The following is a 17031-nucleotide window of genomic DNA, read 5'->3' on the forward strand; positions in this document are numbered from 1 at the left end:
CCCCGGCCGTCTATCGCCGCCCCCGGCGATCACCCTTTCGGCGTATGCCCGGCTGCATCTCGGCTTTATCGATCCGAACGGTTCGCTCGGCCGCGCCTTCGGGAGCGTGGGGCTCGTCATCGAGGGGCATGGCACGCGCATCACCGCGCGACGCGCTCAACGCACCGCGCGCATCGACGGCGCATCGACGCAAGCGCAGCACGAGCGCATCAAGGCGTATCTGACGAAACTGCACACGGCGCTAGGCGTGACGCAACCCGTCGATATCGACGTGCACGAAACGCCGCGCGCGCATACGGGCCTGGGCTCCGGCACGCAACTCGCACTCGCGATCGGAACCGCGTTCGCCCGCGTGACCGGCCACGATCTCCCCACAGCGGATATCGCGCGCATTCTCGGACGCGGCGCGCGCTCGGGCATCGGCATACACGGGTTCGATCACGGCGGACTGATCGTCGACGGCGGACGCAGCACCGCCCACACGGAGACCGCCACACTGCCGCCACTGCTCGCGCGCCAGCCGTTTCCGGATGCATGGCGCGTGCTGCTCATCGACGACACATCGCGCGAAGGCTTGCACGGCGATGCTGAGAAACGCGGCCTCGCCTCGCTCGCGCCGTTTCCCGCCGCGCTCGCCGCCCATCTCGCCCATCTCGTGTTGATGCGCCTTCTGCCCGCCGTCGCCGAATGCGAGTTCGATATCTTCGCCGACGCCATCTGCGACATGCAGCAGACCATCGGCGATTACTTCGCGCCCGCCCAAGGCGGCGTGTTCGCGAGCCCCGCCGTGGCGCGCGCGCTGCAAGCCGTTGCCGCCGAACAGAAGGCCGGCATCGGACAGACATCTTGGGGGCCAGTGGGCTTCGCGTTCGTTGCAGGGGCGCAGCAGGCCGAACGCGCGCTCGCCACGGCGCAACGGGCGGCGCAGCAGGCATCGCTCAGTTTCTCCATCACCACGGCGCGCAATCGCGGTGCAACGTGGCAAGCCGCCGATTCGCGCGCGTCAGGCGCGGATGCTGCGTGATCGCGCGCTGCAACGCATCACTTTCCTATCGACCGAGCCCAGACCATGCCCGATGCCGCCGAAAGACCCTACGTGCTGCACATGTTCACGAGCACGCCGCAAATGAGTCCCTTCGATGTCAACATGGCGGCGGATGCCGGCTATCAGATCGTCGTGCCGTATTGCAACGTGGACGAGGGCAGCGTCGTGCAACTCACGCAGGACGCCATCTTTTCACGCGGGCCGAAGGGCGTGTCGCGCACGGGCATCTTTCTCGGCGGACGCGACGTGATGCTCGCCGCCGACATGCTCGAACGCGCGCGCAACGCGATGGTGCCGCCGTTCGAAGTCTCCGTTTTCGCCGATCCCAGCGGCGCCTACACGACCGCCGCCGCGCTCGTCGCGCTGGCGGAGAAGCATCTGAAGGCCGTGCATCAGGTCGGGTTCGACGGCAAGCGCGTCGTCATTCTCGGCGGCACGGGCGCGGTGGGACGCGTCGCCGCGGCGATGGCCGCATCGCTCGGCGCGGACGTGGTCGTCGCCAGTCATTCGAGCCAGTCGCGCGCGACGCAAGTGAGCGACGAGATCAACCGGCGCTTCGATATCGCGACGTCGGGCGTCGCGACGGGAACGCCGGCGCAGTTGCATCGCGAACTGACGCGAGCGGAGATCGTGTTCGCGACGGCGGTCGCCGGTGTGCAAGTGATGACCGCCGCCGATCTCGCGCACGCGAAGCATCTGTTGATCGCCGCCGACGTGAACGCGGTGCCGCCCGAAGGCATCGCGGGCGTCAACGTCATGGACGACGGCAAGCCGCTTGCCGGCGCGGCACGCACGGATGCGATCGGCATCGGGGCGCTCGCCATCGGCAACGTGAAGTATCAGGCGGAGCATCGCTTGTTCGTGCGCATGCGGACCGGCGGCAAGCCGGTGTACCTGGGTTTTCCCGAAGCGTTCGACGAAGCCCGCGCGATCGTCGCGGGACAGGACGCGTGATGGACGCGCGTGCACCGCGCGTCGCGGTGGCGGGGCTGTCGGCGCGTTTGCTCGCGCAGTCGGCGGCGCGCGCCGGGCTGAACGTCGTCGCGCTGGATATCTTCGGCGACCGCGATACGCGCGAGCACGCGGGCCAGTGGTTCGACATCGGCGGCGACGGCTTGTCGATAGACCGCGTGCGTCTCTACGATGCGCTCGAACGCGTCGCACGTCTGCCGCGTATGCTGGGCCTCGTCGTGACGAGCGGCTTCGAGCCGCTTGCCATGGAACTGAGCCGCGCGCCGGGCATGCCGCGTTTCATCGGCAACGGCGCGCAGTCGGCTGCCGTGCGCGATCCCCGGCGCTTTTTCGCGTTGCTCGACGACGCGCATATCGCGCATCCCGATGTGCGCTTCACGCGCCCCGCCGATGCGCGCGACTGGCTGGTCAAACGGTGCGACGGCTGCGGCGGCACGCATATCGAATGGGCGCGCGATATTGATACCCTGCCGTCCGGCGCCTATTTTCAGCGGCTCGCGCGAGGCCGTTCGATGTCCGCGCTCTTCATCGCGGCGCAGCGGGAAGCCGTGGTCATCGGCTTCGCGGAACAGCTCGCCGTGAGCACGCAGCGTCTGCCCTTCGTCCATGCGGGATCGCTTGGCCCCGTGACGTTGCCGCGCGACACGGCGGCGCGCATCGTTGAAGCGATCGAAACGATCGTGTGGCGAACGGACCTGACCGGTCTCGGCAGTCTCGACTTCCTGCTCGACGACGACACCTTCCAGGTGCTCGAAATCAACACACGGCCATCGTCGACGATGGCGCTCTACGAAGCCGCCTGGCCCGACGCGTGGCCGCATGGCCTGATCGACGCGCACCTGGACGCGTGCCTCGACGGCGCGTTGCCGCGCACGGACACCGCGTTCAGGCGACCGCCGCTGGTCGCGGGACAGCGCGTCGTGTTCGCGCAGCACGGCTTCGTGGCGTCGGAGGCGTTCAGCGACGCCTGTTTCGCCGATCCCGCGTGCCACGACGTGCCGCTGCCCGGCGCGCGTATCGAAGCGGGGATGCCCGTCTGCACGATGATGGCCGCCGCGCCCGAACTCGACTTGCTGCGCGCGGCGCTGGACAGCGAATGCGCGCGCATCCTGCAACGCATCACAAGCCACTAAAGACATGACACTGACTTGCGCACTTCCCGCCTTGAGCGTCAACGCGATCAGCGAGCCGCTCGTCGCGCAGTTGATCGAGCACCGCGAGCGTCTTCGCGTCGGCATCACGCGCACGCCTGCCGGCACGATCATCGTCGATGCGGGCGTCGATGCACCGGGCAGCGCGGACGCGGGCGTGCTCATCGCGCGAATCTGCATGGGCGGGCTCGGCCACGTTGCGCGCCGCACGGCTTTCGATGCCGCTCCGCTCTGGCCGACCTTCATCGAAGTGCATACGTCCAGTCCGGTGCTCGCCTGCCTCGGCAGCCAGTACGCGGGCTGGAGCCTCTCCGCGACGAAAGAGGAGACGGGCGGCAAGAAGTTCTTCTCGCTAGGCTCCGGCCCCGCGCGCGCGCTGGCGTGCAAGGAGCCGCTCTTCGACGAGTTGAGCTATCGCGACCGACACGAACGCGGCGCGCTCGTCATGGAAGTGAATCGTCTGCCGCCGCACGTGGTCATCGATAAAGTCATCAACGATTGCGGTCTCGAAGCGGACAAGCTCGTCATCGCGGTGACGCCGACACACTCTGTCGCGGGCACGGTGCAGGTCGTGGCGCGCGTCGTGGAAGTTGCGCTGCACAAGACGCACGTTCTGGGCGTCGATCTGAGCGAAATCGTCGAAGCGAGCGGCAGCGCGCCCCTGCCTCCGCCCGCGCCCGACGACGCGCAGGCCATGGGTCGCACCAACGACGCGATTCTCTACGGCGGCCGCGTGCATCTGACCGTGAAAAGCGATGCCGCCGCGAGACGCCTCGCCGCCGAATTGCCGTCGCTGAACGCGCGCGACTACGGCAGGCCCTTCGCGGAGATATTCAAGTCGTTCAACTACGACTTCTATCAGATCGATGCCGCGCTCTTCGCGCCCGCCGAAGCGTGGGTGTCCAGTCTCGAAAGCGGCGCGACGTATCACGGCGGCAAGCTCGACCCCGCGCTGCTCCACGCGCAATGGCACGTTACGCAAGGGGCGCCATGACACGCGTCGCGATCATGACCGACGAGACCGGCTGGCACACGAGCCGTCTGAGGAAAGCCTTTCGCGCGCGCGACGTCGAAGCGCGTTGCGTGGATCTCGCGGATTGCCGCATCGATACGACGTGGGCACCGCACGGTCTCGCGATTCCCGGCTTCGGCCACACGCTGCCGGATGCGGTGTTCGTGCGCGGTATCGCCGGCGGCACGTTCGAACAGGTCACGCTGCGGCTCGGCATTCTGCATGCCCTGCGCGAAAGCGGCGTGCCGGTCTATAACGATGCGCGCGCCATCGAACGCAGCGTCGACAAGTCCATGACGAGCTTTCTGCTCCACCGATATGGCGTGCCGACGCCCGCGACGTGGGCCGGCGAATCGCCCGCATTCGCCAAGCGCGTATTGATGCGCGAAGCGGCGGCGGGCCGCAAGCTCGTGATAAAGCCGCTCTTCGGTTCGCAGGGCAAGGGCTTGCGGCGGCTGGGCGACCACGCGTGCGAACCGTTGCCATCGCTCGAAGACTTCAGCGGCGTGGCGTATCTTCAGCGATATGTCGATGCCGGGCATCCGGGCTTCGACTGGCGCGTGCTCGTGATCGGCACGCAGGCGGTCGCGGCGATGAAGCGCGTGGGCGGCGATGACTGGATTCACAACTTCGCGCGTGGCGCGCGTTGCGAGCCGGCAGCGTTGACGCCCTCGCTCGCCGACACGGCCGTGCGGGCGAGCCGCGCGCTCGGGCTCGATTACGCGGGCGTCGATCTGATCGCCGCGAACGGACGCCCGCTCGTGCTCGAAGTCAATGGCGTGGCGGCGTGGCGCGGGCTGCAATCGGTGACATCGCTCGATATCGCCGCGCTGCTCGCCGACGATCTGCTCGACCGCAAGCTCGCTCTATCGCAGCGCACGCTCACGCTGGCCAGCGCCGATGCCCGCGCCTGACGACGCGCACGCGCGTGCGGCGTTCCTGCGCGCCTGCGCGCTCGATGTCGAGACGCGCAAGCCCGGCAACGTGAGCATCGCGAGCGCGGGGCACCGCATGACGGCGGCGCAGTTCATCGAGAGCGCGGCGGTGGCGTCAGCGGGCCTTTTCTTGCCGGGCGCACGCATCGGCGCGCGCATTCTGGAGGCCGTGCGCCGCACGTCAGACGCGGTTGGCTGCAACACGAATCTGGGCATCGTGCTGCTCGCCGCGCCGTTGTGCGCCGGGCTCGAACGTCTGCCGGGCAACCAGGCGTTCGACGCGAAACACTGGCAAGCCGCCACCGAAAGCGTGCTCGCATCGCTCGATGTGGAGGATGCGCGTCTCGCCTATCGCGCGATCGCGCTCGCCAATCCCGGCGGCCTCGGCGAAGCGCCCGAACAGTCCGTGCACGCGCCGCCGACCGTGGACCTGCGCGCCGCGATGACGCTCGCCGCCGACCGCGACAGCATCGCGCGGCAGTACGCGAACGGCTTCGCGGACGTGTTCGGCGCGGGCCTCGATGCGGCGCGAGACGCGGGCATCGCGGGGATCGCGAACGCGCAAGCCGCCATGCTGGATGCGTTCCTCACGTTCCTCTGCACGTGGCCCGACTCGCACATAGTGCGCAAAGCGGGCGCGGCGATGGCGCAAAGTGTCACGCGCGATGCCGCCATGCACCGCGCGAACTGGCGCGCTGCGGGCCGTCCTTCGCATGCGCCCGAGCTGGATGCGTGGGACGCCGAACTCAAGGCGCAAGGCATCAATCCGGGAACGAGCGCCGACCTTGCCGTGGCGGCGCTTTTCATCGCGTTACTGATCGCGTGATTTTCAAAGGCGCCCGGCGGCTTCGGGAAATTGGCACGGATCATGTTTAGGACGTACGCGGTTATGCCGCCGCGTGTGCAGCCGTTTGCATCGAAAACGCCTTGCGCGGTTTCGGGTTATCGACCGTGGCCGCCGTGAGCCGAGAGCAAGTCGATCGTCCCAAGAACCATTCACTGGAGGAACAGCATGGCCAAGATCAACCGCGTCATGATAGGCGAGTCGCTCGTCGGCGATGGCAACGAAGTCGCGCATATCGACTTGATCATCGGACCGCGAGGCTCCGCTGCGGAGACCGCGTTCTGCCACGCGCTCACGAACAACAAGGACGGCTTCACGTCGCTGCTGGCCGTGGTCGCGCCGAATCTCATCACCAAGCCCAATACGATTCTCTTCAACAAGGTCACGATCAAGGGCGCGAAACAGGCCGTGCAGATGTTCGGCCCCGCGCAGCACGCGGTGGCGCTCGCGGTCGCCGACAGCGTGGAAGACGGCACCATTCCCGCCGACGAAGCCGACGATTTGTTCATCTGTGTCGGCGTGTTCATTCACTGGGAAGCGGCCGACGACAAGAAAATTCAGGAGTTCAACTATCAGGCGACCAAGGAAGCCCTGCAGCGCGCGGTAGCGGGCGAACCGAAGGCTTCCGAAGTGGTGTCGAGGAAGTCGTCGGTGGCGCATCCGTTCGCGGCGGCCTGAGACGTCCATGTGGGAAGCGGCCGACGCGCATCATCCCGCGCCGGCCGCCTCGCATCGACCACGAAACGAGGTTCATCGAATGACCCCACGTTGCTTGCCCCTGACCCTGCTCGTCGCCTGCTCGCTCGCGAGCCCGCTGTCGTTCGCGGCGGCGGACGCGCCGGCTCAGGGACACGACTATCCCACGCAAGGCCGCGTCGAATACGTGCTCGCCTGCATGGACGACAACGGGCATGACTTCGTGAACGTCTATAAGTGCTCGTGCGCCATCGACAAGATCGCGCAAGTGCTGACCTACGACGACTTCGTGGAGCAATCGACGTTTTCCAAATACGCCACGCTCGGCGGCGAAGGCGGCGGCGAGTTTCGCGTCGATCGCGCGAAGGCGCAGACGAAGAAGTATCGCGAGCTTCAGCGCGAAGCATTCAAGGCGTGCGGTCTCGTGAAACCCGCATCGGCGGCCAAGTAAGCGCGCACCGGACGCTCATTGCGGCACGTAGCCCAGGCCGATCCATCCGAGCCCGCCTTCCACCGGCGACGCGCGCCGCCGCTCGATCACGACGCCCACCGCATCGACGTCATCGAACTTCGCGGGCTTCGCGAGCGACACCCTCACCCAATGCGCGCCGAACTGCGCGATGATGAGTTGCGCGATGCGTTCGGCCAGCGCCTCCAATAGCTGCACGCGATGCGACGCGAGCAACGCGTGAATGGCCTCGCGCACCGCGGCGTAGTTGACCGTATCCTCGATTCGGTCCGTCGTGCAGGCCCGCAACGACGGCACGCCGATCGCGAGACTCATGCGCACGGGCTGCGCGTCGTGCAGCTCGGTCTTGTCGATGCCGATCACCGTCTGCCCCGTCAGTCCCTCGATAAAAACGATGTCCATCGGCGGGTTCTCCCCGGCGGCGCGTGGCATGTCGCGAACGGCTTCGCGGATCGGATCGAATCGGCCCATATGCGTGTCGCCGCGCGAGCGGCCCGGTGAGTGGATCGAGCGTAGAGTCTGCTTATTCGCGAGGGAAAAGCAAAAAGTGCGCGCAACGGCCAAACTCTATGCGACTACTTATTGAACCGGCGCGCCATCGGATGTAGAGTTTTCGATAACCGGGCCCGATCGAGGCGGCAACCTTGACCGAATTCCACGCCCGGCCACGAGGCGCGCACGCGTGCGGCGAAAGCACGACGGCAACGAGACGGCCGCGGCGCCAGCGGAAATACAAACAGATTCGGCGTCGGACGCTCGCGCGGCTCATGCGCGAACGTGACAGGAACGCCACGGAGACACGGCCCCATGTCGTCGCTTGCTGACGTAGACACGCATGTCCGGGAAGTGCTGAACATCGTCAATAACCCGCTCGCCACGCGGCGCGCGAGCGATTCCGTCGCGCAATCGTGGATGCGGTGCCTCACCGAATTCCACCTCGATCCCGGCCGTTTCGTGATGCCGCCCGTGCTGACCACGCGCGAACTCACGGATCGCCGCGAAGCCGCGAGCGATCTCATCGCGTGCTCCAAGCTCGAAATGACGACGCTGTATCAACAGCTCGCCGATCCGGAACTCGCGGTCGTGCTGGTGGATGCGGACGGCGTGATCGTGCATCAGGTGTCGTCGGTGCCGTTCGGCGAGGCCGTGGCCGCCGACGGCCTGCGCGTCGGCGCGCTCTGGAGCGAGCGGGAAGCCGGCACGAATGGCATGGGCACGTGCCTCGTCGAGCGCGACTGCATTGCCGTGTGCCAGCACGAACACTTCTATTCGCGCTATACGTCGCTCACCTGCTCGGCCGCGCCGATTTTCGATGAACGCGGCAAAATCGCGGGCGTGCTCGACGTGACGAGCCGCTCCAAGCTGCTGCAGCAGCATTCGCTGGTACTCGTCGGCATGTCGCGGCAGATGATCGAAAATCGTCTGATCGATGCGCGTTACCGGCACGCGAACATGGTCCACTTTCATAGCCGTCCTGAGTTCGTCGGCACGCTGCACGCGGGCAAGCTCGCGGTCAGCGACGAAGGCGTGGTGCTCGCCGCGAGCCGCAGCGCGCTCTTTCAGCTCGACCTGCGTTCGCCGGCGGAACTATGCGGCAAGCGCATCGAAGAGGCGTTCAACGCATCGCTCGAAGACATGATCGCGCGCAGCATACGCGGCTCGTTTCATCCGGTGACGGTGTATAGCGCGAAGGCGAACAGCCGCTTCTTCGTCACCGCCCAGACGCCGCGCGAAGCGGCAAGCGGCGCGACGCGCATCGTCATGAACGATTCCGCATTGACGTCGAATGCGCGTGCGAAGCCAGCCCGCAAGGACTCGCGAGAAAACGCAGGCGCGGGCCGTCTCGACAAACTCTCGCATCTGGAATTCGGCGACCCGCGCATGGCCTCGCAGATTCAGCTCGCGGCACGCGTGATTCAACGCAAGATTCCAATCATCCTGCGCGGGCAAACGGGCACGGGCAAGGAAGTCTTCGCCAATGCGCTGCACAGCATCAGCCCGAATGGAGCCGGCGCGTTCGTCGCGGTGAACTGCGCGTCGCTGCCGGAGAATCTCATCGAAAGCGAATTGTTCGGCTATCGCGCGGGCGCATTCACTGGCGCGCAGCGCGAAGGACGGCGAGGGAAGATCGTGCAGGCAAATGGCGGCACGCTGTTTCTCGATGAAATCGGCGACATGCCGCTCGCGTTGCAGGCGCGCCTGCTGCGCGTGCTCGAAGAACACGAAGTCACGCCGCTGGGCGCGGAAACGACCGTGAAGGTGGACTTCCAGCTGATCAGCGCGAGTCACCGCAATCTCGCGGAACTCGTGCAGACAGGCATGTTCCGCGAAGACCTGTATTACCGGCTCAACGGTATCGAAATCAATTTGCCGCCCTTACGCGAACGCGCCGATGCGCTCGCGCTCATCAGTCATATTCTCGGAACGGAATCCGACGAACCGCCCGCGTTGAGCGCGGAAGCGCGACAGGCATTGCTGAGTTATGCGTGGCCCGGCAATATCCGCCAATTGCGGCACGTGCTGCAAATGGCCATTGCGCTTTGCGACGGCCCCGAGATTCGCTGCGCGCATCTGCCGCCCGAGATCGCGAACGGCACGCGTGCACTCGGACCAGCGAGTACGCCGGCAACATCGGCCACTGCGCCGCCGCATCTCACCGACGACGCCGACACGTCCGCGCTCAACGCGATTCAGGTGAGAGAACGCGAGACTGTGCTGCTGCTGCTCGACGAGCATCGCTGGAACGTGAGCAACGTCGCGAAGGTGCTCGGCATCAGCCGCAATACGCTGTATCGCAAGATGCATCGGCTGCATATACGGCTGTCGCACGATTCATCCGCGCCGCACGACGCATGACGCAGCCCGCGCCCGCCCGCCGGCTCGACGAGTTCAAACCCGACGCGCGTTTCGCGTGGTGCGTGACCGGCTCCGGTCACATGATCGAGGAATCGCTCGATCTCGCATTGCGCCTGCCGCGCTGCGACCTCTTCCTGTCGCGCGCGGGCGAAGAAGTGCTGCCGCTCTATGGCTGGCCCATCAAGAAGCTGCGCGAGCACTTCAAGGTCTTTCGCGACAACAGCGCGAGCAGCGTGCCCGTGGGCATGCTCTATCACGGCGACTATCACACCGTCGTGATAGCGCCCGCGACCAGCAACACGGTGGCGAAATGCGCGTTCGGCATCTCGGATACGCTGCCCACCAATCTCTTCGCGCAGGCCGGCAAGCAGTGCGTGCCGGGCATCGTTTTCGCATGCGATACCGCGCCGAGCGTCATCACGCAAACGCCGCGCGAATGGGTGGAACTGAGGCCGCGCGCCATCGAATTCGAAAACGTCGAACGGCTCGCGCGCATCGAACATACGACCGTCGCGCGCACGCTCGACGACCTGAAGGCCGAGCTCGAACGGCGGCTTTCGGACCTGAATCTCGCATGGAACACATTGTCTTCCTGACCGGCAGGCTCGCGGAGCAGAGCCTTTATCGCGTGCTCGAAGGCATCGCGCCTGCGGACGCGCAATCGGCTTTCACGTGGGAAGTGCGCGAGATCGGGCTGCAAGTGGCCGGACTGATGACCGCCGACATGATTCGCCGGCGCGTCGCGGTGCCTCTCAGCACAGGCACGAGCCGCATGATCGTGCCGGGCCGATGCCGTGGCGACCTCGACGCGCTCACCGCGCACTATGGCGTGAAAGTGGAGCGCGGTCCCGAAGAAGTGAAGGACTTGCCGCAGTTCTTCGGGCGCGAGGCAAGGCATGTGGATTTATCGCGCTATGAGACGGAGATCTTCGCGGAGATTGTCGATGCGCCGCATCTCGATCTCGAAGGCATCGCCGCGCGGGCGCGCGACTACGCGAACCAGGGCGCGGATGTGATCGACATCGGCTGCCTGCCCGAGACGCCGTTTCCGCATCTCGAAGACGCGGTCGCCATGCTGAAGAACGAGGGCTATCGCGTGAGCATCGATTCGATGCTCGCCGACGAGCTTCTACGCGGAGGACGCGCGGGCGCCGATTATCTGATGAGCCTGAACGTCGATACGCTGTGGATCGCGGACGAAACCGCATCGACGCCCATTCTCGTGCCGCGCGAGCCGCACGACATGGCGTCGCTCGATGCGGCCATCGACGCGATGAAAGCGCGGGGTCGCCCGTTCCTCGCCGATCCGATTCTCGACCCGATTCCGTTCGGGCTCGCGGTGTCTATCGCGCGTTATGTGAACTTGCGCGAGCGCCATGCGGATGTCGCGATCATGATGGGCATCGGCAATGTGACGGAGCTGACCGAAGCGGACACGAGCGGCATCAACGCGGTGCTGCTCGGCATGGCGGCGGAACTGCGCGTCGCGGCGGTGCTGACGACATCCGTGAGCCTGCACGCGCGCCGCGCCGTGCGCGAAGCCGATGTCGCGCGGCGCGTCATGCACGCGGCACGCGAGACTCAGACGCTGCCCAAAGGCATTTCGGGCGACCTCTCCGCGCTGCACGCGAAGCGCCCTTTTCCCTATAGCGCAGCGGAAATCGACGAACTCGCCCGTTCCGTACGGGATCCTAACTTTCGCGTTCAGGTGTCGGAAGAAGGCATCCATGTGTATAACCGCGAGGGGCACGGCATCGGCAGCGACCCATTCGCGCTCTATCCCGGCCTGAAGCTCGAAGCAGACGGCGGACACGCGTTCTACATGGGCGTTCAGCTTGCGCGCGCGGAGATTGCATGGCAACTCGGCAAGCGTTTCGATCAGGATCAGCCACTCGACTGGGGATGCGAAGTGGATCGTCCCGAGGAAGATCTGACGACGTGGCGCGCGCCCGGCGCCACGATGAAGAAGCGGTGACTACCTGGCGTCACGCCCCGCAAGCGGGACACTTTGCTGCGTTTCCGTCACAGTGACTCGCCCGGGCAATAGCTGCATGCGTTGGCATGGCGCTTGCGTCGCTTCGCGAGCGCACTTCGTCCGGACCGCGGGCGATGTCGTTGGCAATGACTGACTTACTCGTTCACCCAAGGAGAAATAGCGATGCAATGGACCACGCCGAGCTTCACCGACATGCGTTTCGGTTTCGAAATCACGATGTACATCGCCACGCGCTGAGCGCGGCGCACTACCGCGCGAAGCGGCATCTTCGCGCGGCTTCGACTGATGAACGCATGCGCGGACAGCCATGATCTACGAGACGATCGTCACGACGGCGGATCGCGATGGCCGCGCGCATGTCGCGCCGATGGGCGTGCGCTTCGAGGAAGGCTTTGCGATTCTCGCGCCGTTTCGCCCTTCGACGACGCTCGATAACGTCATATCGACCCAAAGCGCCGTCATCAACTTCACCACCGATGTGCGTGTTTTCGCGGGCTGCGTCACGGGCTTTCAACGCGACTGGCCGACGCTTCCCGCCACCGCGGTGCCGAGCGTGCGCCTCGCGGAGAGCCTCGCGCATGTCGAGCTGAGTCTTGTCGAACTGACCGATGACGAGACGCGCCCCACGCTGCGCATGGAATGCGTGCATCGCGAGACGCACGCGCCGTTTCCCGGCTTCAACCGCGCGCAGGCCGCAGTCGTCGAAGGCGCGATTCTCGTCAGCCGTCTCTTCATGTTGCCGCAAGACAAAGTGGATAGCGAGATCGGCTATCTGCGCATTGCCATCGACAAAACCGCGGGCGATGCTGAGCGCACCGCATGGAACTGGCTCATGCAGGCGATCGAACAGCATCGCGCGAAGACGCTTCGTTCCTGATGCCATCCTCTGGAGTTTCACGATGACCGCACTGCTCGCGAGCGTCCGCTCGGCGGATGAAGCATTCGATGCCGCAAACGCCGGCGCGGATCTGATCGATCTTAAGGAACCGCATGCGGGCGCGCTCGGCGGCGTCGCGACGGACGAAATCGCGCGAATCGTGCGTGCCTTGCGCGCGCAGTATGCGGTGCGGCCCATTAGCGCGACCATCGGCGACTTGCCTAACGACGCGCTCATTGAAATCTCGACCCGCGTGCTCGACGTTGCGGTCACAGGCGTGGATTACGTGAAGGTCGGTGTCACGCCCGGACCGCTCGCCGCTCAGTGCTTGCATCATCTTGCGTCCTTGCCCGCGACGGTCGTGCCCGTGCTGCTGTCCGACGACGGCATAGACAGTGCGCTCGCCATGCTGGCGGCGCGGCTCGGATTCGTCGCGCTCGTGTTCGACACGGCGAACAAGAACGGCCGCACACTCTTCGATCGCGTCGATACCGCGACGCTTGCCGCGTGCCTTTCGCAAGCGCGTTCGGGCGGCATGATGACCGCGCTCGCCGGATCGCTCAGGTGGTCCGATCTCGAACAAATACGCGCGCTGTCGCCCGATATCGCGGGCTTCAGAGGCGCGCTATGCGACGAACGCGATGGACGCGCGGGCCGGCTCGATCCGTTGCGTGTGCGTCAGTGGGCGCGTGCGCTACATGGCGAGCGCATGACCGCTCATGCCTGAAACGCGAGGAGCCGGTCTCGCATGACCGACGCATCGCCCTTGCTGAAAACTTCCACCAGGTAATTCGCGTCTTTCACGTAGGCAGGAAAGCGTCGATCGACGATCCCGCTCGCGGCCAGCGTTTCGAGCGGCGCGTGTGCTTCGATATTGCATGACTTAACGAGCATCAGGCGCTCGGCGTTGAGCGTCGTCGAAAGCCATGCAGCGAGACTGTCGGATGTGGTGTCCCAGTTGGTCATCGAGTCGGGCGCGGTACGCATCAGATCGGTCGGCACCCATACGGCCACCTGGCCATCGCGCAGCGCGCGCCGGATGCGTTCTTCATTCGATGCCAGCACGAGTTCGGGCAGCACGCCTTGCATGAGGATCGCGTACTGCGTCATCGCGAGCAGACACATGTTATGCGCGGCGAGGTCGTCGAAGCACCATTCGCGCTGATACTGCCGCACCGCGTCCGCGAAATCGCCGCCGCCCGGCACGATCACCACGCGCCCGCCGCCCAGTTCCCAAAGCCGCGTCAGCCATTCGCGCAGCGCGGGATCGTGACTCAGGCTTCCCCCGATCTTGACCACCCACATGGCCGTTATCCTCGCTCGAGATCGAGCGGCTCGTCGAAGCCGCCCGCTTCCATGCCCGCAATCGGCGATGCCGCGAGCAGCGCCACCGCCACGCTCGGCGCGCACGTCGAAGCCCATTCGGCCCGCTCTGCACCATGCGACGCAACGCCCGCGAGCCGCGCGAAGTCCACGTAGCCACGCGCGTCTTGCTGCGCCGCTGCGGCAGCGAGGAAGCGCCCGCATCCCGCACCGACGATCGGCGCCCTTGCCAGCGCGTCATGCTGCGCGCTCACGCGAGCCACATTCGCTTCGAGCGTGCGCAACTGCTCGTGCCGCCATGCAAGCGCGAAACGCCGCCATTCATCGGAGCTCGCATCGCAGGCATCACGTCCGATCATTCGTGCAATGCGCGCACGGCTCGCCGCTTGCGTCTTCGGGCCGTTGTCCGCGCTCGGGTGCTGATCGTGCGCGTCCCACAACTCGCCGGTCAAACGATACACATCCGCTGTCGTCGCGAACCACTCGTTCATCACGCCCGAGGTTTCGCCCCTGAATGCGATGCGATGCGCGACGCCGCACAACGGCGTTCGCACGATGCCCTGATACACGAGCTCGCCGCTGACGAGACGCTGCGCATCGTTCATGCCGCGCGCGGCGACCTTGCCCGCGACGATCGGGATGATGTCCGTCGTCGTGCTGCCGACATCGACGAGCAACGCATCGGGCAGGCGCGTCGCGACGTACTCGGCGCTCGCCAGCCAGTTCGCCGATGCGACCTTGCGCCAGCCGTCCGCGCAGGCAGAACGCGCGAGCCAGTTCGCCTTGCCGCCGTAGAACATCGTGCGCGGCCCGAGCCGTTGCGCAAGCGTTCGGGTCAGCGCGCGCACGCCTTCGGCGCGGTCCGCGAAGAGATCGACCATTTCGCCGGTCATCGTGACCGCGTGGCGCGCGGGGGCATCGGCGGCTTGCGGCCAGCGTTCGAACACGTCCTCGATGACTCGCTCCAGATGCGCGATGCCTTGCCACAACGGACACGCCCATTGCGCGACATCGACGACCGCGCTGGCCGCTGTCATGCACACCTTCACGTGCGCGCCGCCCACGTCCCAGCCGAAGACCGGCGCGTCGCCCGCACGCGTCGTCATGACGAAACTCCGCACGCGCGCACGCATGGGTCATCCTGTCCGAAGCCCGGTACACCATGCGCCGCCAGCAATTCGGCCGCGAGCTTGCGCGCCTTGCTGAGTTCCGCATAAGCCACGGTCAGCCGCGGATTGACTTCGATGACGACAGGCCCACGCTCGGCATGCCACACGACGTCGATGCCCGCGAAGCCGCGCAAGCCGGGAAGCGCGTGCGCCACGCGTTGCGCAAGCGTTTCAAGCACGCGGCCTCGTTCGCTATCACGCTGGATCGTGTCGACATCGACGCCATCGAACTGCACGACGCGCTGATGACGAGTCGACTGCACTGCATCGGAAAGCCCGATACGTTGATGATTGATCGACAGTAGCCGCGCGCCTGCGCCGTCGCAGAGCAGCGACAGGCTGAGCGCTTCGCCTTCGATCCACGCCTGCAGCACAGGATTGCGTCCCGCCGCTGCGCGCGCTTCGTATTCTTCGCGCGCCGCGCCGAGTTCGTTAAAGACGTAAGTGTCGAGGCCGCCCGCGCCGTCGTCGGGCTTCACCACCCAGCGGCGCGCTTCCGCTTCGACGGCGCGCTCCGGTTCGAGCGCGGGCGTCACAGCGATGCCGTATGCGGCGAGGCACGCGGCCGTCGCGCTCTTGCTGGATGCCACGCGTATCGCCTCCTTCGAACAACCGAGCCAGCGCGCCGCGCCGACTGCATCATGAAGCCGCAAGAGCAGGCCGTCGCATTCAGGCGCGATGACCATGGCATAGTCGTGCTCATGCGCGATGCGTGAGACAAAGTGCGTTATCGGTTCGCCGCTCTCAGGGCGCGCATGAGCGTGATGCTCGTCACCCTGCTCGAAGCAGGACGTGGCGATGGTTACATCGACTCCATCGAGCGCGCGCAAATCGTCGGCGATGGCATCGCGCATCACGCGGCCTTCGACGATCAGCGCGCTGAGGTCCGCGAGGCTGCCTGCGCTTGCGACATCGGGATCGATACCGCCGCCGGTGAGATACTCGAACACGAATAGTCTGGTCAAGGGAAAGCCATCCATGCAGGTGATACCCGTCCTCGATCTGCTCGACGGTCACGCCGTGCGCGCCGTGCGCGGCGAGCGTTCGCGCTACCGGCCGATTCAGTCTTCGTTGTGCGCGACAAGCGATCCCGTGGATGTCGCGCGGGCTTTGCTTGCCGCGACCGGCGCGTCCACGCTATACGTGGCCGATCTCGGCGCGATTCTCGGACGCGGCGCGCATATCGAAGCACTCGCCGCGCTTCGACATGCTTTGGGCGATGGCATCGCGATCTGGCTCGACGCGGGCTTTAGCGACTTCGCGTCGATGCACGCGCTGTTCGGGCGCATCGTGCGCTTCGAGCCACACGCGGCGGCTGCGACGCTCGTGCCGGTGTTCGGCACCGAGACCTTGATTGAAGCAAGCGCGATCGCCGATGCGAGTGCGGCCGGCTATGAGCCGATTTTGTCGCTCGACTATCGTGGCGGGCGCGCGCTCGGTACGTTGCACGGTGAGAGCGCGTGGTGGCCTTCGCGCGTGATCGTCATGACGCTGGATCACGTCGGTGCGAACGCCGGCCCTGATTTGCAGACGTTTGCCGCCGTACGCGCGATGGCCGGTGACCGCGGTTTGATCGGCGCGGGCGGTGTGCGGCATCGCGATGATGTGGCGCGGATTGCGCGGTGCGGCGCGCAAGGGTGGCTCGTTGCGTCGGCGATTCATGATCGGACGGTTTGAGTGGCGGTC

At 66.1% G+C, this 17031-nt stretch carries 19 protein-coding genes; 15 read left to right on the forward strand and 4 right to left on the reverse strand.

Features of this window, described 5'->3' with window-relative positions:
• The 8 genes from GV035_RS27720 to GV035_RS27755 all read left to right on the forward strand — a co-directional run.
• A partial coding sequence (locus tag GV035_RS27720) for a beta-ribofuranosylaminobenzene 5'-phosphate synthase family protein (RefSeq protein WP_442859613.1) occupies nt 1–1024 on the forward strand: 1024 nt, incomplete at its 5' end.
• A gap of 45 nt (nt 1025–1069) precedes the next feature.
• Nucleotides 1070–1999 (forward strand): NAD(P)-dependent methylenetetrahydromethanopterin dehydrogenase, encoded by a 930-nt coding sequence (locus GV035_RS27725; RefSeq protein ID WP_159839108.1) that lies wholly within the window; start codon nt 1070–1072, stop codon nt 1997–1999.
• Nucleotides 1999–3150: an ATP-grasp domain-containing protein gene (locus tag GV035_RS27730; protein WP_159839110.1), complete on the forward strand. Its 1152-nt coding sequence runs from the start codon at nt 1999–2001 to the stop codon at nt 3148–3150. Before GV035_RS27725 ends, GV035_RS27730 begins: the two co-directional genes overlap by 1 nt.
• A 4-nt stretch (nt 3151–3154) precedes the next feature.
• Nucleotides 3155–4162, forward strand: coding sequence for a methenyltetrahydromethanopterin cyclohydrolase (gene mch, locus GV035_RS27735; protein ID WP_159839112.1), 1008 nt, complete (start codon nt 3155–3157; stop codon nt 4160–4162).
• Complete coding sequence (locus GV035_RS27740; RefSeq protein ID WP_159839114.1) at nt 4135–5094, forward strand: ATP-grasp domain-containing protein; 960 nt, start codon at nt 4135–4137, stop codon at nt 5092–5094. Before mch ends, GV035_RS27740 begins: the two co-directional genes overlap by 28 nt.
• Entirely contained in the window at nt 5081–5941 is an 861-nt protein-coding gene (locus GV035_RS27745; protein ID WP_159839116.1) for a triphosphoribosyl-dephospho-CoA synthase, read from the forward strand. Before GV035_RS27740 ends, GV035_RS27745 begins: the two co-directional genes overlap by 14 nt.
• 186 nt (nt 5942–6127) lie before the next feature.
• The gene (gene fae, locus GV035_RS27750; protein ID WP_159839118.1) at nt 6128–6637 is read left to right on the forward strand and encodes a formaldehyde-activating enzyme; all 510 of its coding nucleotides are present in this window, start codon (nt 6128–6130) and stop codon (nt 6635–6637) included.
• Between the two features lie 79 nt (nt 6638–6716).
• Nucleotides 6717–7106 (forward strand): hypothetical protein, encoded by a 390-nt coding sequence (locus GV035_RS27755; RefSeq protein ID WP_159839120.1) that lies wholly within the window; start codon nt 6717–6719, stop codon nt 7104–7106.
• 15 nt (nt 7107–7121) lie between these two features.
• On the opposite strand, the gene GV035_RS27760 is transcribed toward GV035_RS27755, so the two are convergent.
• A complete protein-coding gene (locus GV035_RS27760) occupies nt 7122–7595 on the reverse strand; it encodes a dihydroneopterin aldolase (RefSeq protein ID WP_159839122.1) in 474 nt (157 codons plus the stop codon).
• A 336-nt stretch (nt 7596–7931) separates the two neighbouring features.
• On the opposite strand from GV035_RS27760, the gene GV035_RS27765 reads away from it, so the two are divergent.
• The 6 genes from GV035_RS27765 (at nt 7932) to GV035_RS27790 (ending at nt 13580) form a co-directional block, all read left to right on the forward strand.
• Nucleotides 7932–9980 carry a sigma-54-dependent Fis family transcriptional regulator gene (locus GV035_RS27765; protein ID WP_159839124.1) on the forward strand — a complete coding sequence of 683 codons (2049 nt, stop codon included), beginning with the start codon at nt 7932–7934 and terminating at the stop codon, nt 9978–9980.
• Complete coding sequence (locus GV035_RS27770; RefSeq protein WP_159839126.1) at nt 9977–10576, forward strand: flavoprotein; 600 nt, start codon at nt 9977–9979, stop codon at nt 10574–10576. Before GV035_RS27765 ends, GV035_RS27770 begins: the two co-directional genes overlap by 4 nt.
• Entirely contained in the window at nt 10555–11955 is a 1401-nt protein-coding gene (locus tag GV035_RS27775; protein WP_159839128.1) for a DUF6513 domain-containing protein, read from the forward strand. The genes GV035_RS27770 and GV035_RS27775 overlap by 22 nt, the downstream gene beginning before the upstream one ends.
• 183 nt (nt 11956–12138) lie before the next feature.
• Nucleotides 12139–12213: a pyrroloquinoline quinone precursor peptide PqqA gene (gene pqqA / locus GV035_RS27780; protein ID WP_008354335.1), complete on the forward strand. Its 75-nt coding sequence runs from the start codon at nt 12139–12141 to the stop codon at nt 12211–12213.
• A gap of 70 nt (nt 12214–12283) precedes the next feature.
• Nucleotides 12284–12853 (forward strand): DUF447 domain-containing protein, encoded by a 570-nt coding sequence (locus GV035_RS27785; protein WP_159839130.1) that lies wholly within the window; start codon nt 12284–12286, stop codon nt 12851–12853.
• A 22-nt stretch (nt 12854–12875) separates the two neighbouring features.
• Nucleotides 12876–13580, forward strand: a complete 705-nt coding sequence (locus GV035_RS27790; protein ID WP_159839132.1) for a (5-formylfuran-3-yl)methyl phosphate synthase — start codon at nt 12876–12878, stop codon at nt 13578–13580.
• Here GV035_RS27790 and GV035_RS27795 read toward each other — a convergent pair.
• Genes GV035_RS27795 through GV035_RS27805 form a run of 3 tightly spaced genes read right to left on the reverse strand, consistent with a single transcriptional unit; the run spans nt 13571 to nt 16310 of the window.
• Complete coding sequence (locus tag GV035_RS27795; RefSeq protein ID WP_159839134.1) at nt 13571–14158, reverse strand: amino acid kinase family protein; 588 nt, start codon at nt 14156–14158, stop codon at nt 13571–13573. The two genes, GV035_RS27790 and GV035_RS27795, sit on opposite strands and share 10 nt — an antisense overlap.
• Before the next feature lie 5 nt (nt 14159–14163).
• Complete coding sequence (locus GV035_RS27800) at nt 14164–15282, reverse strand: hydantoinase/oxoprolinase family protein (protein ID WP_159839136.1); 1119 nt, start codon at nt 15280–15282, stop codon at nt 14164–14166.
• Nucleotides 15279–16310 carry an ATP-grasp domain-containing protein gene (locus GV035_RS27805; RefSeq protein ID WP_159839138.1) on the reverse strand — a complete coding sequence of 344 codons (1032 nt, stop codon included), beginning with the start codon at nt 16308–16310 and terminating at the stop codon, nt 15279–15281. The genes GV035_RS27800 and GV035_RS27805 overlap by 4 nt, the downstream gene beginning before the upstream one ends.
• Nucleotides 16311–16323: 13 nt before the next feature.
• Between GV035_RS27805 and GV035_RS27810 the strand changes: the two genes are divergently transcribed.
• On the forward strand, nt 16324–17022 hold the full coding sequence (locus GV035_RS27810; RefSeq protein ID WP_159839140.1) for a HisA/HisF-related TIM barrel protein: 699 nt from the start codon (nt 16324–16326) through the stop codon (nt 17020–17022).
• Nucleotides 17023–17031 lie beyond the last annotated feature (9 nt).

The sequence above is a fragment of the Burkholderia sp. 8Y genome, from assembly GCF_902506145.1.
Lineage (GTDB): Bacteria > Pseudomonadota > Gammaproteobacteria > Burkholderiales > Burkholderiaceae > Caballeronia.